This is a genomic window from Parabacteroides sp. D25, assembly GCF_000307475.1.
Lineage (GTDB): Bacteria > Bacteroidota > Bacteroidia > Bacteroidales > Tannerellaceae > Parabacteroides > Parabacteroides distasonis.
In genome coordinates this window covers 550,730-574,459 of the sequence record NZ_JH976501.1, presented here as the reverse complement: position 1 = coordinate 574,459, position 23,730 = coordinate 550,730, and the positions used below count along the sequence as shown (strand labels likewise).

General features: G+C 48.3%; 13 protein-coding genes. 10 read left to right on the top strand and 3 right to left on the bottom strand.

The window, feature by feature from the left end; all coding sequences use genetic code 11:
- The first annotated feature begins 67 nt into the window (after positions 1 to 67).
- The 5 genes from HMPREF0999_RS05765 (at position 68) to HMPREF0999_RS05745 (ending at position 6,700) form a co-directional block, all read left to right on the top strand.
- Positions 68 to 1,618 (top strand): class I SAM-dependent RNA methyltransferase, encoded by a 1,551-nt coding sequence (locus HMPREF0999_RS05765; protein ID WP_009275426.1) that lies wholly within the window; start codon positions 68 to 70, stop codon positions 1,616 to 1,618.
- On the top strand, positions 1,599 to 3,800 hold the full coding sequence (locus HMPREF0999_RS05760) for a S9 family peptidase (RefSeq protein WP_009275425.1): 2,202 nt from the start codon (positions 1,599 to 1,601) through the stop codon (positions 3,798 to 3,800). The genes HMPREF0999_RS05765 and HMPREF0999_RS05760 overlap by 20 nt, the downstream gene beginning before the upstream one ends.
- 35 nt (positions 3,801 to 3,835) lie before the next feature.
- A complete protein-coding gene (gene purD / locus HMPREF0999_RS05755; protein WP_005863591.1) occupies positions 3,836 to 5,107 on the top strand; it encodes a phosphoribosylamine--glycine ligase in 1,272 nt (423 codons plus the stop codon).
- A gap of 142 nt (positions 5,108 to 5,249) precedes the next feature.
- Positions 5,250 to 6,266, top strand: a complete 1,017-nt coding sequence (locus HMPREF0999_RS05750; protein WP_009275424.1) for a hypothetical protein — start codon at positions 5,250 to 5,252, stop codon at positions 6,264 to 6,266.
- Positions 6,251 to 6,700, top strand: a complete 450-nt coding sequence (locus HMPREF0999_RS05745) for a YqaA family protein (protein ID WP_005863579.1) — start codon at positions 6,251 to 6,253, stop codon at positions 6,698 to 6,700. Before HMPREF0999_RS05750 ends, HMPREF0999_RS05745 begins: the two co-directional genes overlap by 16 nt.
- Positions 6,701 to 6,796: 96 nt before the next feature.
- Here HMPREF0999_RS05745 and HMPREF0999_RS05740 read toward each other — a convergent pair whose 3' ends face one another.
- From HMPREF0999_RS05740 to ribF, 3 genes are read right to left on the bottom strand one after another with little or no spacing between them, the layout of a single operon-like run.
- A complete protein-coding gene (locus HMPREF0999_RS05740) occupies positions 6,797 to 8,071 on the bottom strand; it encodes a lipopolysaccharide biosynthesis protein (protein WP_005863577.1) in 1,275 nt (424 codons plus the stop codon).
- Between the two features lie 3 nt (positions 8,072 to 8,074).
- Complete coding sequence (locus tag HMPREF0999_RS05735; protein ID WP_009275423.1) at positions 8,075 to 9,130, bottom strand: M20 family metallo-hydrolase; 1,056 nt, start codon at positions 9,128 to 9,130, stop codon at positions 8,075 to 8,077.
- Position 9,131: 1 nt separating this feature from the next.
- Positions 9,132 to 10,052 (bottom strand): riboflavin biosynthesis protein RibF, encoded by a 921-nt coding sequence (gene ribF, locus HMPREF0999_RS05730; protein WP_009275422.1) that lies wholly within the window; start codon positions 10,050 to 10,052, stop codon positions 9,132 to 9,134.
- A 203-nt stretch (positions 10,053 to 10,255) separates the two neighbouring features.
- Between ribF and HMPREF0999_RS05725 the strand changes: the two genes are divergently transcribed.
- The 5 genes from HMPREF0999_RS05725 to HMPREF0999_RS05705 all read left to right on the top strand — a co-directional run bounded on the left by HMPREF0999_RS05725 (position 10,256) and on the right by HMPREF0999_RS05705 (position 23,300).
- Positions 10,256 to 14,335 carry a two-component regulator propeller domain-containing protein gene (locus tag HMPREF0999_RS05725; RefSeq protein ID WP_009275421.1) on the top strand — a complete coding sequence of 1,360 codons (4,080 nt, stop codon included), beginning with the start codon at positions 10,256 to 10,258 and terminating at the stop codon, positions 14,333 to 14,335.
- A 230-nt stretch (positions 14,336 to 14,565) separates the two neighbouring features.
- Positions 14,566 to 17,424, top strand: a complete 2,859-nt coding sequence (locus tag HMPREF0999_RS05720; protein ID WP_009275420.1) for a TIM-barrel domain-containing protein — start codon at positions 14,566 to 14,568, stop codon at positions 17,422 to 17,424.
- A 27-nt stretch (positions 17,425 to 17,451) separates the two neighbouring features.
- Complete coding sequence (locus HMPREF0999_RS05715) at positions 17,452 to 19,980, top strand: sugar-binding domain-containing protein (protein ID WP_009275419.1); 2,529 nt, start codon at positions 17,452 to 17,454, stop codon at positions 19,978 to 19,980.
- A gap of 22 nt (positions 19,981 to 20,002) precedes the next feature.
- Positions 20,003 to 22,201 (top strand): glycoside hydrolase family 3 C-terminal domain-containing protein, encoded by a 2,199-nt coding sequence (locus HMPREF0999_RS05710; RefSeq protein WP_009275418.1) that lies wholly within the window; start codon positions 20,003 to 20,005, stop codon positions 22,199 to 22,201.
- A gap of 148 nt (positions 22,202 to 22,349) precedes the next feature.
- Positions 22,350 to 23,300, top strand: coding sequence for a Dyp-type peroxidase (locus HMPREF0999_RS05705; RefSeq protein WP_005860205.1), 951 nt, complete (start codon positions 22,350 to 22,352; stop codon positions 23,298 to 23,300).
- Positions 23,301 to 23,730: the final 430 nt, after the last annotated feature.

The following is a 23,730-nucleotide window of genomic DNA, read 5'->3' as shown; positions in this document are numbered from 1 at the left end:
AATAATAAACAACGTAATACGCAATTGGGAATAATTTTCAATTCTCAATTCTCAATTTTCAATTAAAATGAGCGAGACATTTGAAATGGTGGCCAAAACCCTATACGGGTTGGAAGAGATCTTGGCCGAGGAGTTATTAGCTTTAGGTGCCAACGACTTGCAGATCGGTCGTCGTATGGTTTCCTTTACGGGTGATAAGGAATTGCTTTATAAAGCGAATTTCCACTGCCGTACTGCCCTGCGCATTCTGAAACCGATTTATCATTTCAAGGCCAAAGATGCTGATACCGTTTATAAAGAGGTGAAAAAGGTAGAGTGGGAGAAGTATTTGTCGCTGGACAAGACGTTCGCGATCGACTCGGTGATCTATTCCGAGGATTTCAATCACTCGAAGTTTGTCGCTTACCGTACGAAAGACGCTATCGTGGATTATTTCATCGAGAAGTTCAAGAAGCGTCCGTCCGTTCGTGTCAATAACCCGGACTTATATATCAATATCCATATTTCGCATAACGATTGTACCTTATCTATCGATAGCTCCGGCGAGTCTTTGCACAAGCGTGGTTATCGGGTGGATCAAACGGAAGCTCCGTTGAATGAGGTGTTGGCTGCCGGCATGATCCTAAAAACCGGTTGGAAAGGAGAATCTAATTTCGTAGATCCGATGTGTGGTTCCGGTACATTGTTGATCGAGGCTGCCATGATCGCCTTGAATATCGCTCCGGGTATCCATCGGAAAGAGTTCGCTTTCCAGAAATGGGTGGACTATGATGAGGAATTGTTCGATCGTATTTATAATGATGAGAGCGGGGAGCGTGAGTTCGCTTTCCATTGCTATGGCTCCGATATTTCCCAAGCCGCTATCGATATCGCCTTGGAGAATATCCGTAGCGCTGGCTTGATGAAATATATCGATCTGAAGGTGAAACCGTTCCAACAATATACAGAGGCTCCGAAGCCGGGTATATTGGTGACGAACCCACCTTATGGAGAGCGTATATCATCTCGTGATCTATTGGGATTGTATAATATGATCGGCGAGCGTTTGAAACATGTGTTCATGGGATATAAGGCTTGGATTTTGAGCTATAAAGATGAATGTTTCGATAAGATCGGCTTGCGCCCGAGCGAGAAGATCAAATTGATGAATGGTTCCTTGGAGTGCGAATACCGTTGCTATGAGTTATTTGAGGGAACCAATAAGGACTTCAAAAAGGCATTGAATGAGGATGGAAAGGAGCGTCCGCACAGATCGGAAGGCTCTTTCGAACGTAGAGGCAATGATCGTCCAAACTTCCGTACGGGTCGTGTGGATCGTCCGGAGCGTCGTTTCGCCGCTGCCCATAGCGAGGATGATGAGGAGCGTTTCGCTTCCATTCCGGGGAAACGTATCTTTGGAGAGGATCGGGGAGAGGACCGTCCGGTCCGCAAGAAATTCGTGGATGCCCCGGTTCGTAAGCCGATCAAGCCAAAAGGAGAACGTCCTGTGAAAATGCGTTATCGGGATGAGGATGACCGTAAGAAAGGGTTTGGCGATCATAAGAGGGATGGAAAGCGCCCATTTAGCAAACCTATAAAGCCTATAAAACGGAGAGGGTATGATGATTATGAGGATTAAATCATCTTTATTCATAAGCCTATGTCTGATTTTATTAACGATGTCGATTACCGCCCAAGATAAGCAACTCTCCTTGCACGACTTGATTCATGGAGGGAAGACGTATAGCCGCTTCGTACCTCGTGACTTGAAACAGTTACGATGGTGCGGGGACGAGTACTTATATGTTAAGGGAGATAGCGTGTTAGGAGCTAAGCCGGGGAAAAAAGAAGAGGTCCTTTTTTCGTTGGAAAGACTGAATGGGGCCTTGACGGCGGCAAATCTGCAGACGGTTGGTTCCTTGCCTAGCTTTTCGGTACCCTATGAAAGAGGTTCGGTCTTGGCTTTTACTAGCAAACAGCACCGGATTCATTATGACTATAAGAAGAATAAGGTAGTCGCTGATTATGCTTTGAAGAATAACTGGGCGAATTATGACTTTTGCCCGGCTACGAATAACTTAGCTTTTACGGAGGGAAACAATGTGCATATTTTATCCCCGGATGGACGAAATACGATTGTTACACGTGAAACACAGGATGGAATCGTATGCGGACAGGCTGTCCATCAACGGGAGTTCGGGATTACGAAAGGTATGTTTTGGTCTCCTAAAGGCTCGGCTCTAGCGTTTTATCGTATGGATGAGCGTATGGTGACCGCTTACCCGCTGGTGAATATCGATACTCGTTGCGCTACGCCGGTTCCTCATAAATATCCGATGGCTGGAATGAAGAGCCATGAGGTTACGGTGGGTGTCTATCAGGTAGCTACCGGGCAGACGGTTTGGTTGGAGACAGGCTTGCCGAAAGAGAAATATTTAACAAATATCGCTTGGAGTCCGGATGAGAAGAGTATTTATATCGCTGAGTTGAATCGTGAGCAGAACGAGATGCATTTGGTGCGGTACTCTGCCTTGACGGGAAAGAAAGAGGCTGATCTGTTTACCGAGACGGATCGTTGTTATGTGGAGCCGCAGCATCCCGTGCTTTTCTTGCCGAACGATCCGGATAAGTTTATCTGGCAGAGTGAGGCGGATGGCTATAACCATCTATATCTGTATGATACGACTGGAAAGGAATTAAGGAAGCTAACCGGTGGGGAATGGGTGGTTACCAAGGTGCTAGGCTTTAGCAAAGACGGAAATAAGGTGATTTTCGAGGGAACGGCACCTCATCCCGTATCTCCGAATATGCAAGGAACGGGGATGCAACGTTATATTTGGGAGACGGATTTGAGAACGGGTGATATCATGAATTGCTTGAGTTGGAAAGTGGGCGTGCACCGTTGGTTGCTGAGTCCCTCCGGCGAATATGCGATTGATTATGTAAGTTCTCCTTCTACCCCGAGGGATATCGATTTAGTCCGTATAAAGGACGCTAAGGTGATTTCTACCTTACTTTCTGCTCCGGATCCCTTTAAATCGTATCGGATGCCGCGGATCAAGGTTGGACATATCCTTGCTGCCGATGGTAAGACTCGCTTGAATTACCGGTTGACTTTACCGCCGGATTTGGATGAGACGAAGAAGTATCCTACGATTGTCTATGTATATGGAGGCCCTAAAGTACAGCTTGTTACGGGCGACTGGCAAAACGGGGCTCGTGGTTGGGACCTCTATATGGCACAGAGAGGTTATGTGATGTTTACCGTGGATAGCCGCGGCTCGGCAAATCGTGGACATGCTTTTGAGAGCGTGATTCATCGTAATTTGGGTATCAATGAGATGGCGGACCAAGTGAAGGGTGTCGAGTTCCTGAAATCTTTGTCTTATGTGGATGCCGACCGTATCGGGGTACATGGCTGGAGTTATGGCGGTTTTATGACAACGAACTTGATGCTGACTTATCCGGAGATCTTTAAGGTGGGCGTGGCCGGAGGGCCGGTTATCGACTGGAGCAATTACGAGATTATGTATGGCGAGCGTTATATGGATCGCCCGCAGGATAATCCGGAAGGTTATAAGAACGCGAACCTAAAACTGAAGGCCGGTAATCTGAAAGGCCATCTGTTGATGATACATGGGGATATCGATCCGGTGGTAGTGTGGCAACACAGCCTTGGTTTCTTAAAGGCTTGCGTAGAGGCTGATACGTATCCGGATTACTTTGTGTATCCTCGCCATGAGCATAATGTGACCGGTAAGGACCGTCCGCATTTGCATGAGAAGATTACGAGGTATTTCGATGACTACCTTGGGAATTGAAAATGGAGAATTGAGAATTGAAAATTAGAAGAGATATGAATATATTGTTATTAGGCTCTGGTGGGCGTGAGCATGCGATCGCTTGGAAGATCGCTCAAAGCCCGAAAGTTGATAAGTTATTTATCGCTCCCGGTAATGCGGGAACAGCGTTGGTAGGAACCAATGTGGATATTAAAGCGGATGATTTTGCCGCTATCAAGGATTTTGCGTTGGCGAACCAAGTGAATATGGTCGTGGTAGGTCCCGAGGATCCATTGGTGAAGGGTGTTTATGATTATTTCAAGAAGGATGAGGCATTAAGCTCCATCCCCGTGATCGGCCCGAGTGGGGAAGGTGCCCAATTGGAAGGTAGCAAGGATTTCGCCAAGGCGTTTATGATGCGTCATCATATCCCGACCGCTCGTTATAAGAGTATTTCCACTGAAAACCTAGAGGAAGGCTATGCGTTCTTGGAATCTCTTTCCGCTCCTTATGTATTGAAAGCGGATGGATTGGCTGCCGGTAAAGGGGTACTGATTATCGATAACTTGGAGGAAGCCAAGAAAGAGTTGGGAGATATGCTGGGCGGAATGTTTGGCGACGCGAGCAAGACGGTCGTGATCGAGGAGTTCTTGGATGGTATCGAATGCTCCGTATTCGTCTTGACGGATGGCAACGATTACAAGGTGCTTCCGGTAGCGAAAGATTATAAGCGTATCGGCGAGGGCAATACGGGCTTGAATACCGGTGGCATGGGAGCCGTTTCCCCGGTTCCTTTTGCGGATGAGGTATTTATGGCGAAGGTGGACGAGCGTATTATCCGTCCTACCGTAGAGGGATTGAAAGCGGAGCATATCGATTATAAAGGTTTCATCTTCTTGGGTCTGATCAATGTGAAGAATGAGCCGATGGTGATAGAATACAATTGTCGTATGGGCGATCCGGAGACAGAGGTAGTCATGCTTCGTATCCAAAGCGATTTGGTTGATTTGCTGGAAGGGGTAGCGGAAGGCGATTTAGCGGCTCGTACATTGGTACAGGACCCTCGTGCGGCGGTTACGGTTATGTTGGTAAGCGGCGGTTACCCGGAGGCTTACGAGAAGAATAAGGTAATCACGGGATTGGATGGCGTATCCTCGAACAATATAGTGTTCCATGCCGGAACGAAGCTGGTAGACGGCCAGATCCTGACGAATGGCGGCCGTGTGATCGCGGTCAGTTCGTATGGGGCTACTAAGGAAGAGGCTTTGGCCCAATCTTTCGCCGGAGCTAAGCAGATCGATTTCGATAAGAAGTATTTCCGTCGGGATATCGGGTTTGATTTATAATTGCGTTTATCGAGAACGCCGGTCGGCATTTGCAGTGAACGTCAGTCGGCGTTTACGGTGAGTACCGGTCGGCGTTCACTACGAACGTCGCTCCGGTGCTTGCACTAACGCAGGTACCGTATTTTCACACTAAGATAAGATTATGGCAAGAGGAACAACTTCATATTACGGACGTAGATATACTATAGCGACACCTATGACCCATTTGTACATGCTTTGCGCTTGTATTTTTTGTTGGATCGTGGGGTATGTGGATTCGGTAGGCTATCCCGTGTATGGAGAGGTGACGGCTCCTCCTTTATGGAATGCCCTCTGTCTGGTTCTTCCGGGTAAGTTGTTTACCTATTTGATCGGTTTTTTGCTGATGGCCGGTGGTGCGTTTCTGGTGCATCGGGTAAACTATGCGTTGATGTTGATTCGTGAGAAGACATTGCTTCCCTTTCTCTTCTATGCCTTGTTGACAAGTACAAACCCGGATTTCTTTCCCTTGAAATCAACATCTGTCGGGGTGTTTTGTTTGATATTGGCCCTTTATCAGTTATTTACCTCTTATCATGACCCGGACGCTACGGATAAGGCTTATAACGCATCCTTGATTATCAGTATCGGAAGTCTGTTGTGGATACACATCCTTTGGTTCTTGCCGCTGTTTTGGTTGGGAATGTATAATTTCAGGACATTGAATATCCGGACATTTGTCGCTTCCTTGTTCGGAATCTTGACGGTTTATTGGTTTGTTTTCGGATGGTGTGTCTGGGAATGGGATTTCACGGTATTTACCATACCTTTCACCTCCTTATTCAAGATCCGTTTCCTTGCGGTACTAGGGACGGGAATTATAGATTGGATACAGATTGTTTTAGTGGCGGGATTAACGATCATTGCTTCATTAAACATCGTTACACATGAGTATGAGGATAATTTGCGTACTCGTCAGTTTCTTTCTTTTCTGATTGTCATGGCCATTTGGTCGTTTGGATTGTTCTTTATCTATGAGCAGTCGTCCGAGGAATTTCTGGAAATGGCCTGTGTACCGGCGTCTATCCTGATCGCCCATTTTTTTACGGTGAACCGGGGGAAATATATCTTTTGGCTGTTCCATTTCTCGGTAGTTATGTTTATCGCATTATTAATGATACGTATATGGAATTTCTTATAGCCTACGGGTATATCGGGGTGTTTATCGCCTCTTTCTTAGCGGCCACGATCTTACCGTTTAGCAGCGAGGTCGTATTGACGGGTGTATTATTGGCGGGTTCGGCATATTGGCCTTGCATGATCGCTGCTACGCTTGGTAATTTCTTAGGTGGAATGAGCTGCTATTGGCTGGGGATGCTGGGAAAGGTAGAGTGGATCGAGAAATACCTCAAACTCGATCCGGTAAAACTACAGAAGGTGCAGGATTGGATCAAGGGAAAAGGCTCTTGGATGGGCTTCTTTGTTTTTCTTCCCGGTATCGGTGATTTTATCGCTGTCGCTCTAGGTTTCTTGCGGGCTAATATATGGGTCGTGGCGATCTCCATGTTCTTAGGAAAAGCGATCCGTTATTGGGTTTGGATGGAGTTTGTTTATAAGGTACAGTCCATGTTTTGATAACCCGAGACCTGTATCTTGCACGAAATCATTTCAAGCGTAATTGTCCCCTTTTCCGTGAACTTGATGGCGTTATCGATAAAATTCGTGATAGAATTACAAGGATTTTTGTATATGAATTCTGCAAGCTTGGAAGTCTTTTTTGTTCGGAAGGAACTCATTCCAGCGTGTAAGTGTTTGCCGGGAGAAGACCGTCAATGAGAAAACCAGCATAGAGGTAAAGGCGATACTGGTCGTGATAGCGGAACCTACGACCCCGTAAGACGGGATGAGTAAAAAGCCGGAGATTAATAAGGCAATAAGCCCTACGCACGAGCTTGCCGTACTGTACCGGATCTTTCCGCTGCCGATGAAATAATGGCTGATGATGCTGTTGCAGCCTAACGCTACGATTCCGATCGATAATCCGCCTATCACTTTACGTATGCCTTTGAACTCGGCGCTGAAAAGATAATCCGTATATATCCATTCCGGTACCAATAGGATACATCCCATCACGAGGGCTAAAGCGCAAAAGGTCAATTTGAAAAGCTGTAAGGTAATACGTTTTTGTTCCGTTGCCTCTGAGGTCTTGGCCACGCTACTGTATTCGATGAAACTTACGCTGCGACTAATATTCCATACACTCTCGGAGATCTTGGTCCCAGCATCTAGCAAGCCTACGCTTCCCAACCCGGCGAAACGTTGTATCAAGAAATAATTGAGTCGGGTAGTACAGGTTTCCGCCAACCCGTCCGCACCGGCCCACAGGCCGTAGGCAAACATTTCTTTTAATAGACCGTAGAGTGATTTGCCGGAAGACCGGGATGTCTCCTTTAAGAAATAAGGAACAAGCATCGATAGGCTGGCAATAAAGGCTATGCCGTTCGTGACATATAATCCCCAGACATACGACCGTACGTCCGGGCGCTTCAATATATAATAGAAATAGAGTAAGACGAAAAATAGCAGTCCTCCTTGCAATATAAACGTGAGATTAAACCCTTTGATATTGTCTTTACCCAACAAGAAGCGGGCATTGGCGTTTACCGTAGAGCTCAAGATCGCCAACAAGAAGATATCCAGCCGATAGCCGGTGGGTAAAAGCCCGGTAAGATACATGAAGCCGCAAGCTAGGGAAGAGCCGATAGGTGTCCACAGATATGCGGGAAGGAAAATTGTCCGCATGGAGTAACGATTCATGAAATAGACAATCGTATTCCCGCATAAAATCCCATTGACGATTACCGCTATATTTACCGAGGCCACGATCAACCCGATCATCCCCACGCCCTCGATTCCCAGCACCTTCGCATTAATGAAGATCAGCGCTAGGTTAAGGAAAGCTATCAGATAACGCGAGCCTATTGTCCCCAGTATCTTTTTTAACATAAGCTATAGTTGTAATCCATTCAGTAACCTTACATAGGTATCGATCGCTTCCCGGATCTCCGGTCCCTTGATGTATTCGTCTGCGGAATGGGAACGTGCCGAGTTTCCCGGTCCTATCTTTACGGAGGGGAAACGCATCAAGGCTTGGTCGCTAAGCGTAGGAGAGCCGAAAGGCTCTTTTCCCATCAAGATCGCCCGTCGCACAAAAGGATGATCCAGATCCGTGCGGGTGGAGCTAAGGCGGAAGCTGCGGGCCTTGATCTCGCAATGAACCTTTTCCTTGATTAGCTCGAATAACTGTTCGTTCGTATAAAATTCGTTGGTGCGGATATCTACCGTGAATTCGCATTTATTGGGAACGACATTGTGTTGTGTACCGGCATGGATGATGGTGACAGTCATTTTCACCGGTCCGAGGAAGTCGCTTTTCTCCGGGAATTGATAGGTGCTGAACCATTCTATATCCTTCATCGCTAAAGTGATGGCATTGATGCCCTCATTACGTGCGGCATGTCCGGCCTTTCCGATAGCGGTGCAATCCAGTACCATTAGCCCTTTCTCGGCTACGGCGGGTTGCATACCCGTAGGTTCACCTACGACAGCGAAGGAGATAGGAGGAAGCTCGGCCAATGCGCTTTCAATGCCATTCTTCCCGGATACCTCTTCCTCACAAGACGCAAGGAAGATTAGATTATAAGGTTGTTCTTTCTCGCTTAAGATACAGAAGGCTTCATAGAGGGAGACTACGCTCGCCCCGGCATCGTTACTGCCCAGTCCATATAATTGATCATCCTCGGTCTCTTCGGGAGTGAACGGGTCTTTGGTCCAACCGGAAGCGGGCTTGACGGTGTCTATATGGGAGTTGAGTAAAAGGGTCGGTTTACCGAAATCGAAATCCGGGGCGATGATCCACAGGTTGTTGCCTTTGCGGAACACCTTTTGTCCGGCCTTTTGCCATTCTGCTTGCAGGAAATCCGCTACGGCGGTCTCGTCCCGGCTGAAAGACGGACGGGAGATCATGCCTTTTAATAAATCAATCGCTTCGTAATATCTTTCCATATTATAATAAATTATTTACGGTGCATCTGTCTTTCTCCAGTTGGGCTTTCAATTCTTCTAAGGAATCGAATTTGATGTCTCCGCGTACGTATTGAACGAATGAGACACGAATGCTATCATTGTAGATATCTCCGGAGAAATCCAGAATATTGACCTCCATGGATATGTCCTTCCCATTATTGAGTGTCGGACGGTCACCGATATAAAGCATTCCCTTATATCGTTCGCCTTCCACCTCCACCCATACGGCATATACGCCAATACCCGGAATGACTTTAAAAGGTTCATCTACCCGTATATTCGCCGTGGGAAATCCTAGCGTGCGTCCCACTTTATAGCCACTGACGATATGGCCCAGCAATTGATAGGGATAGGTCAGTAAATAAGCGGCTTCAGCTACATTTCCGGCTTGAAGTAATTTCCGGATTTCGGAAGAGCTGACGGCCGTATTTCCTTCGTCATAGGGAGATGCCTTCAGCACCTCGATACCACATTCGGTGCCATAAACGACATATTGCTCGAAGCCATCCGTCCGATCGTGCCCGAAACGATGGTCATATCCGATCAATAAGGTCTTTACATGCAGGCTCTTCGCTAAAATAGAGGTAATGAATTCCTTGGCCGAGAGCCGGGATAGCTCGATCGTAAAATCCAATACGATGCAATAATCTACTCCGGTAGTCTCTAATTGCTGTAACTTTTCCTCGGAAGAATTTAATAGCTTCGGTTGGTAATCCGCATGCAATACGGCCCGGGGATGTTCCGGGAAGGTGATTACGGCCGATGGCAGGTTACGTGCTTTGGCAATCTCTTTCATCTCGTCGATTAAGAAACGGTGTCCTAGATGCACACCATCGAAAAATCCGATCGTAGCCACCAGTTCCTTTCCTTTCAGTCTGTCAAAATCTCTTACAACAATCATTGCGCCTTATTCATTTCTATTCCAATCGAAAGACAAATGTACGGGATAATTTTTAATAATCATGTTCTTATATATGGATACTTTACGTGTATGTTTACTGCAACCCGCATTGCAGCAGAATTAGATACCGGTTGGTTTGGTTCGTTTTCGGGAAATATCTATATTTGCTAAGTATGAAAACGAAAACTCTACTCTGTATCATAATGATCCTGTCTTGGGGAATATTGGGATCCGGACTTGCGGCGGAAGATATTCTTTTCAACCGTCTGGGAGTACAGGACGGTCTGTCTTCCAATGAGATCACTTGTATCCTGAAAGACCGGAAGGGGTTTATGTGGTTGGGTACCACTTCTGGGGTAAACCGTTTTGATGGGTATGAGTTTAAGCATTATAAATACAAGGAAAGCGGGTTGCCTTTTAGGGAGGAGCATGTCTCCGAACTTCAAGAAACCGCTGATGGGCGTATTTGGATTACCTATAATACGAACCAACTTTGCGTATATGAGCCCGGTAATGACCGTTTTATTCCGGAGAAGGAAATATTAGATAGCTTACGTCTAGAGAATCCTCCCGCTAAGATATTCGTCGACAATGATAAACAACTCTATTTCGCTACCTATACGAATGAATTTTGTCGTTATGATCAAGCGAGGGGAAAGATTTATTCGTATCCACTAAATAAAGAGGATGGCCGGGTTTGTGATATGAGTGACGTGGGCGATCGTCTATATGTAGTCCATACCTCGGGAGTGGTAGAGGGGATCGATAAAGCATCCGGAGAATCTGTCTATCGGGATGAGTATCTGACTCAATATGCGAATGCCCAGTTATTCTATGTGTTCGCCGATAGTGACGGGGATCTGTGGTTTTTCTTAAATCCCGGATATAGTAGAGGTCTCTTTCGCCTAAATCCCAAAAGCAAGGAGTGGAAACATTATACGACCGAAACCTCGGTCGCTTTATCCTCTATAATGGTGCGTGACGTGGCGGAGGATATGAACGGTAATATCTGGATCGCTACCGATCATGGCGGTATCAATATCTTGGATAAACGTCTGAACCGGATGCGTTATATACGAAATAACCCGTTTAACCAAACGAGTTTGAGCCAGAATAGCGTGATCTGCTTGTATCGGGATGATACGGGGATTATGTGGGCCGGCACTTATAAAAACGGCATCAACTATTATCATGAGAGCATTTTTAAATTCCAGACTATCCGGTACCCTTTGGAGTTGATGCGGGATATCTTTAACAATGACTTTAATTGTATCGTAGAAGATAAAGAAGGGGATCTGTGGATCGGTACTAGCGGAAACGGCCTATTACGTTACGATCGGGAAACCGGGGAGTATGTCCGCTACCGGGCGGGACGGGAAAGCGAGAACGCTATCTCCGGCGATGTCGTGATTAGTATGGCGAAAGATTTGGATGGCAAGTTATGGCTGGGTACTTATATGGAGGGGTTGACCGGTTTTGACGGGAAACGTTTCAAGCATTATCGGGATATCCCGGGCAGTAAGGACGGCTTATCCAATAATAGCGTGTATAGTTTGTATGTCGATGCCAAGAATCGTTTGTGGATCGGTACGTTGGAAGGCGGCCTGGATTGCTTGGATCAATCTACCGGGAAATGGACGTATTATCGCATGGGGGATAAGGAGAATGCGATTAACTCGGATATCGTATATAGCCTTTCCGGGGATGAGAAGGGGAATATTGTCGTTGGAACTTCTTTAGGAGTGAACTGGATCAACCCGGAGACGGGGGCTGTTACTTCTTTTAACGGCACGAAGGATGGACGTTCCGTGTTTGAGGATCAAATCATCAATGTCGTATTTTGTGATAGCCGCCAATGGGTATGGATCGGGAGTAATCATGGGCTACATATATATGATAGGTTGAATGATAAGATGTATCGGTTGAACCATTCTTCCGGATTACCGGATAACAGCATCATGTCTATCTTGGAGGATAAATATCATACGGTTTGGGTGGGGACGAAGAACGGCTTATTGAATATCGTTCCGAATCGGGATACGGATAATAATTATACGTTCGATTGGAATAGCTATGATGAGAATGAGGGCGTTCAAGGACGTGTGTTTAATGTGAATAGCGCTTGTGGGCTGGAAACGGGTGAGTTGGCGTTTGGTGGGACAAACGGTCTTACCTTCGTTGAGCCTGCCCGGATACGTTATAATAGCTATGCTCCACCGGCGGTGATAACCGGACTTATGGTGAATAATGTCCCGATAACGGCGAGAGAGGCGTATGACGGGCATGTGATTTTGGATAAAGATATCACCTGTACCAAGCAATTGAAACTGAATTATACGGAACGTAATTTCTCCTTTACCATCTCTTCTTGTTGCTATTTCCTTCCTTTGAAGAATAAATATGCTTTTAAGATGGAGGGCTTCGACTCGGAATGGACTACCGTAAGCGCCTTGGAACGTCGTATTACCTATACGAACTTGAACCCGGGAACTTACACTTTCAAGGTAAAGGCGATGAATAACGACCGGATTTGGAGCAAGGAGATCACGAGCTTGCAGATCACGATCCTGCCTCCGTTCTGGGCTACCGGATGGGCAATAGCGTTGTATATCATAGCTGGTATATTATTGGCGTATGGCGTGATACGTTTTATTTTCCGTATCCAGCAAAAGAAGTTGGAGGAGGAGCAAGAACGGGCTACTGTGCGTCAGCAGCATGAGGTGGACGAGATGAAGCTTCGTTTCTTTACGAACGTAAGCCATGAGTTCCGTACGCCGCTAACATTGATCATGACTCCTTTGGAGAAGTTGATGAAAACGGAGAAAGACATGGAATCCCAGCAAATATTGAAGTTGATCTATCGGAACGCCGACCGGTTGCTTAAATTGGTGAACCAGTTATTGGATTTCCGCAAGATCGATATGCAAGGGGATAGCTTGGTCTTGTCTACCGGCGATATTGTCCCGTTTGTGCGTGACGTGGCTTATTCCTTCAAGGAGCTTTCGGAGCAAAAGCGGATTCATTTCTCTTTTTCCTCGGTCTTCACGTCTCTCCCGATGAAGTTTGACACGGATAAGGTCTTCAAGATCGTCTCTAATCTACTGAGTAACGCTTTTAAGTTTACGCCGGAGGGAGGTACTATCTCGGTGACGCTTAGATTGCGGTTGGAGAAGGAGGGAGAGAACAAACTGGTTATCGAGGTGTCGGATAGCGGTATCGGTATTCCTGCGGATAAACAAGGAGCTATCTTCGATCGCTTTTATCAGGTGGCTTCCCCGGATAAGGGAAATCCCGTGGTAGGTACGGGTATCGGCCTGCACCTATGCCGGGAATTCGTGCGGATGCATCATGGGACGATAACCGTGAAAAGCGAGCCGGGAGCGGGTAGTACGTTTACGGTTACGCTGCCGGTGATCCCCTTGGACAACCAAGATATTATCTCGGCTCCGGAAGGAATTGCCGAAGGGGATATCTTGCCTCCGGTTGAGGAGCATCCGGAGATCGCTGATAAGGATGCGTCTCCGGCGGAAAGACCTACGTTGCTGGTCGTAGACGATAACACGGATTTCCGGGAATTTATGAAGTTAAGCTTGAGTGGCGTTTATTCGGTACTCACGGCGGCGGATGGAGAAGATGCGTGGAAACTCATTCCGGAGGAGCTGCCGGATATGGTGATCAGCGACGTGATGATGCCTATCACCGACGGTATTACTTTATGCCGCCGGATCAAGGGAGACATTCGGACTTCCCACATCCCGGTGATCCTGTTGACGGCTAAGTCCGCAAAAGATAGCCAACTGGTCGGTCTGGAAGCCGGTGCGGATGATTATATCAGCAAGCCATTCAATATGGAGATGCTTCTCTTGAAGGTGCGGCATTTGATCGAGATGAAGAAGAAGATGCAAAAGGCCTTTATGCAGTCCTCTACCATGGGCATCGCCTTGACGGAAGTACAAGCTAGCTCCATGGATGAGGAGTTGATGCGTAAGGCCATCGGCTATATCGAGGAGCAGATCGCCAATCCGGAGTTGTCTGTAGAACGGTTGAGCCGGGAGATGGGCATGAGTCGTGTGAACTTCTACAAGAAATGCCTTTCCATCACGGGTAAGACTCCGGTGGAGTTGATCCGTACGGTGCGCTTGAAGCGTGCGGCACAGTTATTGGAGAAGAGCCAGATGCGGGTCAACGAGGTTGCGCTGGAGTGCGGTTTCAATGATGTGAAGCTATTCCGGAAGTATTTTAAGGATGAGTTCGGAAGGCTTCCCTCTGACTATCATAAATAAACTTTTTCTAAATAAATGCCACGTAATTAGGGGATATAACAAAATATCCCCTTAAAATAAACATTCTTCCCCTACCTTTTTACGGTTCTCCCCGTAACCCAAAACATTTATGGCTTCCTGTCCGCCGCGAACCCTTTAATTTTGCCAACGAATGAAGAACCATTTTTCTTGTATGGAAAAACCTGTTCGAAGTCATTGCTGATCGGAAATAATTAAAGAATCTATAGAATATGAAACAACACATCGCGGTATTCACGTTAGGGCTTTCCCTGCTGACTTCCTGCATGACTGATTCCGCTTACCGGAAGGTCGAGAATGGCTTGGTCGCCGATATCCGTTCCGGACAGGCGAAGGCTGTCAAATTGGAAGTAATCTCTGATGATATTATCCGGGTAATCGCCTCTCCGGATGGTAAGTTTTCCAACCAAGTGAACTTGATCAAAGACACGAAATCGTTGCCCGCCCCATCGTTTCAGATAACGACCTCGGGGGATACGATCATCGTAAGTACGCAAACCACACAGGCCCGTCTTTCCCGGGAGACCGGAGAGGTTCGTTTTACCGACGCCAACGGACGCACGATCCTTCGGGAGAAGGCAAACGGCGGCAAGGAGTTTACGCCGATCGAGGTGGAAGGAACCAAAGGCTATACCTTATGTCAGGTATTTGAGAGCGAGGACGAGGAAGGGCTTTACGGCCTAGGACAGCATCAGAGCGATGAGTTCAACTACAAAGGCAAGAACGAGGAGCTTTTCCAATATAACACGAAGGTGAGCGTGCCGTTTATCGTTTCCTCAAAAGGGTATGGTGTACTTTGGCATAACTATTCCTTGAGTCGTTTCGGCGACAAGCGTCCATACGCCGATTTGGGCGATGTCTTTGGCCTATACGGGAAAGACGGGAAGGCAGGGGCGTTGACCGCTACTTACTATACGGATAAGACGAAGCATTCCGTTTTAATCCGACGGGATGAGGATAAGGTGGATTATGAGAATCTGAAAACCATCAAGAACCTGCCGGCAGACTTCCCGAAGCCGAGCGCTTCCGCTACTTGGGAGGGCGAGATCGAGGCAAAGGAGACCGGTACGTACCATTTCAAACTGCATTACGCCGGTTATACCAAGGTCTTTGTGGATAATAAGGAGATCATCCCGGAACGCTGGCGTGCGGCTTGGAACCCGAATGATTATAAAGCCACGGCTCATCTGGAAAAGGGCAAACGTTATCCGATCCGTATCGAATGGTTGCCGGATGGCGATGTCTCTTATATCGGCTTGAAGGTATTATCTCCGTTACCGGAGGAGGAGCGGGAGCGGTTGGCTTTCTGGTCGGAAATGGGGGATGATATCGATTACTACTTCATCAATGGAGAGTCTTCCATGGATAAGGTGATCAGCGGTTACCGTACGGTTACGGGCAAGAGCCAGATCATGCCGAAATGGGCGATGGGATTCTGGTTGAGCCGCGAGCGTTATAAGACGCAAGAGGAGCTACTGGGTGCCTTGGACGAGTACCGCCGGCGGCAGGTCCCCTTGGATGTGATCGTACAGGACTGGAGCTATTGGCCGGTAGATGCGTGGGGCAGCCATGAGTTTGATAAGGAACGCTTCCCGGACCCGAAAGGCATGATTCGGGAAATCCACGATAAGGATGCCCGTATCATGATCTCCGTATGGCCGAAGTTTTATTATACGACAGAGCATTATAAAGAGTTGGACGCGCTGGGTGCCATGTATCAGCAGGCGATTAAGGATAGTATCCGCGACTGGATTTATCCGGGTTATATCGGTTCTTTCTATGATGCGTACAACCCGGAAGCCCGCAAGCTTTTCTGGGAACAGATGAACGAGCATCTGTATTCCTTGGGCATTGACGCTTGGTGGATGGACGCTTCCGAGCCGAACGTACAGGATAATACGGACATCGAATACCGGAAGGCGCTTTGCGGACCGACTTATCTGGGCCCGTCCACGAAATACTTCAACGCGTATGCCTTGGAGAACGCCGAGGCGATCTACGACGGACAACGTAGCGTAAACCCGGATGACCGTGTATTCTTGTTGACCCGTTCCGGTTTCGCCGGCCAGCAACGTTACTCTACCGCTACATGGAGTGGTGATATCGGTACTCGCTGGGAGGATATGAAAGCGCAGATCAGCGCCGGCTTGAACTTCGCCATGTCCGGTATCCCTTACTGGACGATGGATATCGGTGGCTTCAGCGTGGAGAACCGTTATATGGCTGCTAAGGAAGGTAGCGAGGATTTGAGGGAATGGAGGGAGTTGAACAACCGTTGGTATCAGTTCGGAGCTTTCTGTCCGTTGTTCCGTAGCCACGGGCAATATCCTTGCCGCGAGATCTATAATATCGCTCCGGAAGGATCGCCTACGTACCAATCGATGAAGTATTATACCGAGTTGCGTTATCAATTGATGCCGTATATCTATAGCTTGGCCTCCAAGACGCATTTTGAGGATTATACGATCATGCGTGCCATGGTGATGGATTATTCGGACGATGAGAAGACTTACGATATAGACGACCAGTTTATGTTTGGCCCGGCCTTCATGGCATGCCCGGTGTATGAGTATAAGGCTCGCGACCGTGAGGTGTACTTCCCGGCCGGCATTTGGTACGATTTTTACAACGGCAAGCCTGTGCAAGGCGGAACGACAATGGACGTGGATGCTCCTTACGAGCGTATGCCTTTGTTCGTGAGAGCCGGTTCTATCGTACCGACCGGAAAGGTAATCCAGTCTACGAAAGAGGAGCAGAAAGACTTAACCGTCTCTGTTTACGCCGGTGCCGACGGCTCCTTCACCTTATATGAGGATAATGGCGTGACCTACGATTACGAGAAAGGAAATTACGCTACCATCCCGTTTGTTTATGATGATGCGAGGCGAACGCTCACGATCGGCGCGCGGGAGGGCGATTATCCGGGCATGATCCGCGAGCGTCAGATCACGGTACGTCTCATCACGCCGGAGAACCCCGCTGGCAAGGACGTGACAATATCTTACCAAGGTAAACCTCTAGTTGTAGAGACAGGGCACGCCCCGTCTCTACAACTGGGTAATATCAATTAAACTATATAATCACTAATGATATCACTGATGAATCGGCCATTCGCGTGGCTTCTGGGCCTATTGCTCACCGCCTGTTCCCCCACCGGGGAGCAGGTGCGTGAACGTAGCTCATGGAATGACGATTGGAAATTTGCCTTGTCGGATAGCGTTCAGGATTATTCATCCCCGGACAGCGATGATTCCACTTGGCGTATCTTATCTTTACCGCATGATTGGAGTATCGAGGGGGATTTCTCCCTCGATAACCCGTCTACCCCGGGCGGCGGTGCGCTACCGGGCGGGATTGGCTGGTATCGAAAGACATTTACCCTTCCGGAGACGGATCGGGGTAAGGTTGTTTATGTTGATTTCGACGGGGTTTACCGGAATAGCGAGGTTTGGATCAATGGTCATTCGCTGGGATTCCGCCCGAATGGTTATGTATCGTTTCGTTATGACTTGACGCCTTATTTGAGGTATGGAAGCCAACCGAACGTAATTGTAGTGAAGGCGGATAATAGCGAGCAGCCGAACTCCCGCTGGTATTCCGGCTCCGGTATCTACCGTAACGTATGGCTGGTGAAGGTGAATCCGGTACATGTGGACAACTGGGGCACTTTCGTGCATGATATGAAGATCTCACCGGAGGAGGCTACCTTCTCCTTGGAGGCGAGAATAAGGAATAGCTCGGAGGCGGATAGGGAGGCCGAAGTCTCTACCTCTATTTACGATGACCGTAACAGAGTTGTTACGGCACCCGTAACAACTCTGTTACGGGTACCGTATACGCCCTGTTACGACACCCGTATGCGGGAGGCATCTGTCGATCATCAGTTCTCGATCTCAAATCCCAAGCTTTGGAGCCCCGATTCTCCCTCGCTCTACACGGCCGTCACGGAAGTGAAAGTGGCTGGTAAGGTGGTAGATCGTTACGAGACGGTATTCGGATTGCGTACGTTCCGTTGGGATTCCGCTACCGGCTTTTATTTGAATGATAAGCCTTTGAAGATAAAAGGGGTTTGCCTGCATCATGATTTAGGCTGTCTGGGTGCCGCCGTGAATACACGGGCTATCGAGCGCCAGCTACAGATCATGAAGGAGATGGGTGTGAACGCGATCCGTACCAGCCATAACGCCCCGGCACCCGAGTTGCTGGATCTTTGCGATCGTATGGGCCTTCTGGTACAGGATGAGTCTTTCGATATGTGGGAACGCCGTAAGTCCCCATACGATTACGCCCGGTATTTCGCGGAGTGGCATGAGCGGGATTTGACGGACGAGATCTTGCGTGACCGGAATCACGCCTCTGTTTTCATGTGGAGTATAGGCAATGAGGTACTTGAGCAATGGAGTCATGCCGACGCTACCGAGCTGGATCTGCAAGCGGCGAACCTGATCTTGAATGCGGGCCATGCCATTGATCCCGCTTTGCTGAAGGATACGACCCTTAGTCGTCAATCCTTGATCACCCGTCATCTGGCGGCTATCGTGAAACGGCTGGATACTTCCCGGGTCGTTACCGCCGGCTGTAACGAGGTAAACCCTGCGAATCATCTGTTCCGCTCGGATGCCTTGGACGTGCTGGGCTTCAACTACCATGAGCAATATCTTGAACCGTTTCTCCGGAATTTCCCCGGAAGGAAACTGATCGTGAGCGAATCTACCTCGGCCTTGATGACCCGTGGCTATTATGAGATGCCGTCCGATCATATTTATATCCGTCCGGAATCGTGGGACAAGCCTTTCGAGGCTCCCGAGCATGTTTGCTCCTCTTATGATAATTGCCATGTACCTTGGGGCTCTACGCACGAGAAGACTTGGCATCTGGTGAAGACGCTTCCGCATGTATCCGGCCTGTTCGTCTGGACGGGTTTCGATTACTTGGGAGAGCCTACCCCCTATTGGTGGCCCAGCCGGAGCAGCTTCTTCGGTATCGTGGATCTGGCGGGTTTCCCGAAGGATGTATATTATATGTATAAAAGCGAGTGGACGGATGAACCCGTATTGCACATTTTCCCGCATTGGAACTGGAAGGAAGGCGAACGGGTGGATATCTGGGCCTATTATAACAATGCCGATGAGGTGGAACTATACCTAAACGGAAAGAGCCTAGGCGTACGACAAAAAACGGACAGTACCTATCATGTCTCTTGGCGTGTGCCTTTTACGCCCGGAACCTTGAGAGCCGTCTCCCGCTTAGGGGGTAAGGAGGTCTTGGTGAAAGAGATCCATACGGCAGGAGAGCCGGCCCGTTTGGTCTTGACCCCGGATCGTAGCGTCATCCAAGCGGATGGCTCGGACCTATCGTTTGTAACCGTAGATGTATGCGATATCGATGGTAACCGGGTTCCCGACGCTACCCCGTTGATCCGTTTCTCCGTGGAGGGCCCGGGTGAGATCGCCGGAACGGATAACGGAGATCCGAACGATCCGAACAGCCTCCGTAAACCGAAACGGCAAGCCTACTACGGAAAAGCCTTGGTCGTGATCCGGAACAAGGGCGGACAAGGCGACATCCACTTAAAAGCCATAGCCGAGGGCTTACCCGAGGCGACGGTAACGATTCAAGCGCAATAATAAACCTATAAATAAAGAGGAAATGAAAAAGATAATAGGCGTGATCGCTTGCGGGCTATTCTTGAACGCGGCTGCCGCGAGCTCGCAGGTCACGGATAAAGAGAAGGTACAAATGGAGAAACGTATCGAGAAACTGATTAAGAAGATGACCTTGGAGGAAAAGGTCGGGTTGTTGCATGGTAACTCAAAATTCTATGTTGCCGGAGTAGAGCGTCTGGGGATTCCCGAGTGGAGCTTGAGCGACGGGCCTCACGGGGTACGTGCGGAGATCAATCGCCACGATTGGGCGTATGCGGGTTGGACAAATGATTCCGCCTCTTATTTCCCGACCGGCACGGCTTTCGCCGCCGCTTGGAACCCGGAGTTGGCTTATCGCCGGGGCGAGGTGCTGGGCGAGGAGGCTCGCTGGCGAAAGAAGGATGTGTTGCTGGGCCCGGGCGTGAATATCATTCGCTCCCCGCTTTGTGGCCGTAACTTCGAGTATATGAGCGAGGACCCTTATATGAACTCCGTATTGGCGGTCGCTTATATCAAAGGCTTGCAGAGCCGTGACGTGGCTTGTAGCGTAAAGCATTTCGCCGTGAATAACCAAGAGACAAACCGTACGACGGTCGATGTGGAATGTAGCGAGCGTGCCTTGCGTGAGATTTATTTACCCGCTTTCAAGGCGGCCGTACAGGAGGGAGGCGCCTTGACGGTAATGGCCGCTTATAATAAATTCCGTGGGGAGTTCTGCGCGGAGAATAACTACTTGGTTCGCAAGATCCTTCGGAATGAATGGGGATTCGATGGCGTATATGTAACTGATTGGGGAGCCGCTCATAGCACGGTTCCTTCTATGGAGGCCGGCTTGGATCTGGAGATGGGCACGCTGATTGATAAATATGAGGATTGGTATTATGCCAACCCCTTGATCGATGCTGTTAAGTCCGGTAAGGTTCCTATGAGCTTGGTGGACGAGAAGGTGGGCGATGTCTTACGTGTGATGATCAAGACGAATGTCTTGGACCCGAAAAAGCGTTTCGGCCCGGGCTCCATGAATACGAAAGAGCATCAGCAAGCCACTTACGACGCGGCTGCCGAAGCCATTGTCTTATTGAAGAACCAGAATAATCTTCTCCCGTTGGATTTCTCCTCGATCAAGAGTCTGGCGGTAATTGGCGATAACGCTACCCGCAAACATTCCAATGGTGGCTTGAGTTCCGAGATCAAGGCGGTTTACGAGGTAACTCCATTAGGGGCGCTTCGTGCGAAATGGGGCGATAAGGTGGATATCCGTTTTGCCCAAGGCTATGAGAAGTTATCTACTTTCGTGGAGGGAAGCAATAATGGGCAAAGCTCTGGTACTTTCTCTTCCAAGACACAGGAAAGCGACGCGTTATTGAAAGAGGCGGTAGAGGTTGCCCGCACGAGTGACGTGGCCCTTTTGGTTTGTGGTTTGAACCATGATTATGATACCGAGTCGTTCGACCGTCTGAATATGGATATCCCTTACGGACAGGTTGAGTTGATTCAAGAGGTGGTAAAGGCGAATCCTCGTACGATCGTGGTCATGATCGCCGGATCGCCGCTGAATATGGCCGCCGTGGATATTTGTTCCCCGGCTATCGTTTGGGCTTGGTTCAACGGCATGGAAGGAGGAAATGTCTTGGTGGACGTATTATCCGGCAAGGTGAATCCGAGCGGGAAGATGCCGTTCACCACTCCCGTGAGCTTGGATCAATCTCCGGCGCATGCGTTGGGCAACTTCCCCGGCAGGGATTTGAAAGTGAATTATGAGGAAGATATCTTGGTAGGTTACCGCTGGTTCGATACGAAGGGGCTTCCGGTCGTTTATCCGTTCGGTTACGGCTTATCCTATACGACATTCGACTATTCCAACCTGAATACGGATAAAGAGACGTACGATCAAGCGGATACGATCCAAGCGACTTTCACCCTAACCAATACCGGAGACCGTGAAGGAGCTGAGGTGGCCCAATTGTATGTAAGCGATCCGGTTTGCTCCGTGATGCGTCCGGTCAAGGAGTTAAAGGGCTTCAAGAAGGTATTCCTTAAACCCGGCGAGAGTCGGCGAATCACGTTGGACATCCCCGTATCCTCTTTAGCTTTCTATAGTGAGGCACAAAGCCAATTCGTCGTAGAACCCGGCGAGTTCATCCTCCAACTAGGAGCCTCCGCCTCAGATATCAAGCAGAAGATCAGCGTGGAGGTGAAATAACTACCCAGTTGTAGAGACGGGGTACGCCCCGTCTCTACAACTAGATATTGAAAAATAACCGCTAGGACATTTTTCGTTACATTTCCTTGAACAAGAGAGCATCTATAGAGTTATATCCATATAATAACAATATAATTAAAGATGTGCTATGAACTCTCTACAAAATCCATTGAACGCTAACTATCCGCAAGATGTTACCCAAAAACCGGGTGAGAATGCGGTTTTCATTGTCTATGCTCTAAAAGATCTCCCCGACACGATTGATAAGGTGAAGGACGTGTGCGCTAATTTCTCCGCTTTGATACGTAGTATGCGCAATCGCTATCCTGATATGCAATTCAGTTGTACGATAGGATTCGGGGCGGATGCTTGGAAACGCTTCTTCCCGGAGCAAGGAAACCCCAAAGAATTGCAACCGTTTGAAGAGATCAAAGGAGTTAAGCTTACGGCTGTTTCTACCCCCGGGGATTTACTGTTCCACATCCGCTGTAAGCAGATGGGACTGTGCTTTGAGTTCGCCTCCATTATAGACCAGAAACTGCGGGGTGTCGTGGAATCGATCGATGAGACCCACGGTTTTCGGTATAGAGACGGTAAGGCGATTATCGGTTTCGTGGACGGTACGGAGAACCCTGCCGTGGATGAAGACCCCTATCGTTTCGCAGTAATAGGCGATGAGGACCCCGAGTTTATGGGCGGAAGTTATGTATTTGTGCAAAAATACATTCATGATATGGTGGCATGGAATGCGCTTCCAGTGGAAGAGCAAGAGAAAGTCATCGGTCGACGTAAATTCAACGATGTCGAGCTATCAGATGAGGAAAAACCGAAGAACGCCCATAACGCCGTGACGAACATCGGAGACGATCTGAAAATAGTCCGTGCTAACATGCCATTCGCCCATACCTCCAAAGGTGAATACGGTACCTATTTTATCGCCTATGCCAGCACGTTCAGCACCACCCGACGAATGCTGGAGAATATGTTCGTCGGTGATCCCGTAGGCAATACGGATCGTCTGCTGGACTTCAGCACGCCGATAACGGGAACTCTTTTCTTCGTTCCGTCGTATGAGTTGCTTGATAAGTTAGGGGAATAATTATTTATCCATCCTTAACTGTCTAGTTAACAGACTTCCGCAGTGCCAATCATTTCCCATATCGTGGCACGGCAGTGCCATTGGCGTGGCATAGCTGTGCCTTCCTTATGGCAATGGTGTGCCACTAGGATGGCACAGTCGTGCCATTATGATGTGCTTATCTTTTAATGAAAGGCTTGTTGACTGATAAGGTTGGAGTTACGGATAACAGAAGTAAACCGCCTATTATCAATACTTCAAATATCCATAGCGGTTATATAGTGTTGGGAGTGTAGATGCGTGTTGTATGTCGTTTGCGGATTTCACCCCGGATTTATGAAGTTAACTTACTTGGTCATTTAAGTTAGCTTACTTTGCCGTTGAAGCTAACTTACTTTGAAATGTTAGTTAACTGGTAACTTTCTACCTAAAAAAGCCATTTGGCAATGTA

Bases quoted from the DNA above. Each gene is read 5' to 3' on its own strand.
- HMPREF0999_RS05765 (WP_009275426.1), top strand. From the start codon at position 68: ATGAGCGAGACATTTGAAATGGTGGCCAAAACCCTATACGGGTTGGAA.
- HMPREF0999_RS05760 (WP_009275425.1), top strand. From the start codon at position 1,599: ATGATGATTATGAGGATTAAATCATCTTTATTCATAAGCCTATGTCTG.
- purD (WP_005863591.1), top strand. From the start codon at position 3,836: ATGAATATATTGTTATTAGGCTCTGGTGGGCGTGAGCATGCGATCGCT.
- HMPREF0999_RS05750 (WP_009275424.1), top strand. From the start codon at position 5,250: ATGGCAAGAGGAACAACTTCATATTACGGACGTAGATATACTATAGCG.
- HMPREF0999_RS05745 (WP_005863579.1), top strand. From the start codon at position 6,251: ATGGAATTTCTTATAGCCTACGGGTATATCGGGGTGTTTATCGCCTCT.
- HMPREF0999_RS05740 (WP_005863577.1), bottom strand. From the start codon at position 8,071: ATGTTAAAAAAGATACTGGGGACAATAGGCTCGCGTTATCTGATAGCT.
- HMPREF0999_RS05735 (WP_009275423.1), bottom strand. From the start codon at position 9,130: ATGGAAAGATATTACGAAGCGATTGATTTATTAAAAGGCATGATCTCC.
- ribF (WP_009275422.1), bottom strand. From the start codon at position 10,052: ATGATTGTTGTAAGAGATTTTGACAGACTGAAAGGAAAGGAACTGGTG.
- HMPREF0999_RS05725 (WP_009275421.1), top strand. From the start codon at position 10,256: ATGATCCTGTCTTGGGGAATATTGGGATCCGGACTTGCGGCGGAAGAT.
- HMPREF0999_RS05720 (WP_009275420.1), top strand. From the start codon at position 14,566: ATGAAACAACACATCGCGGTATTCACGTTAGGGCTTTCCCTGCTGACT.
- HMPREF0999_RS05715 (WP_009275419.1), top strand. From the start codon at position 17,452: ATGAATCGGCCATTCGCGTGGCTTCTGGGCCTATTGCTCACCGCCTGT.
- HMPREF0999_RS05710 (WP_009275418.1), top strand. From the start codon at position 20,003: ATGAAAAAGATAATAGGCGTGATCGCTTGCGGGCTATTCTTGAACGCG.
- HMPREF0999_RS05705 (WP_005860205.1), top strand. From the start codon at position 22,350: ATGAACTCTCTACAAAATCCATTGAACGCTAACTATCCGCAAGATGTT.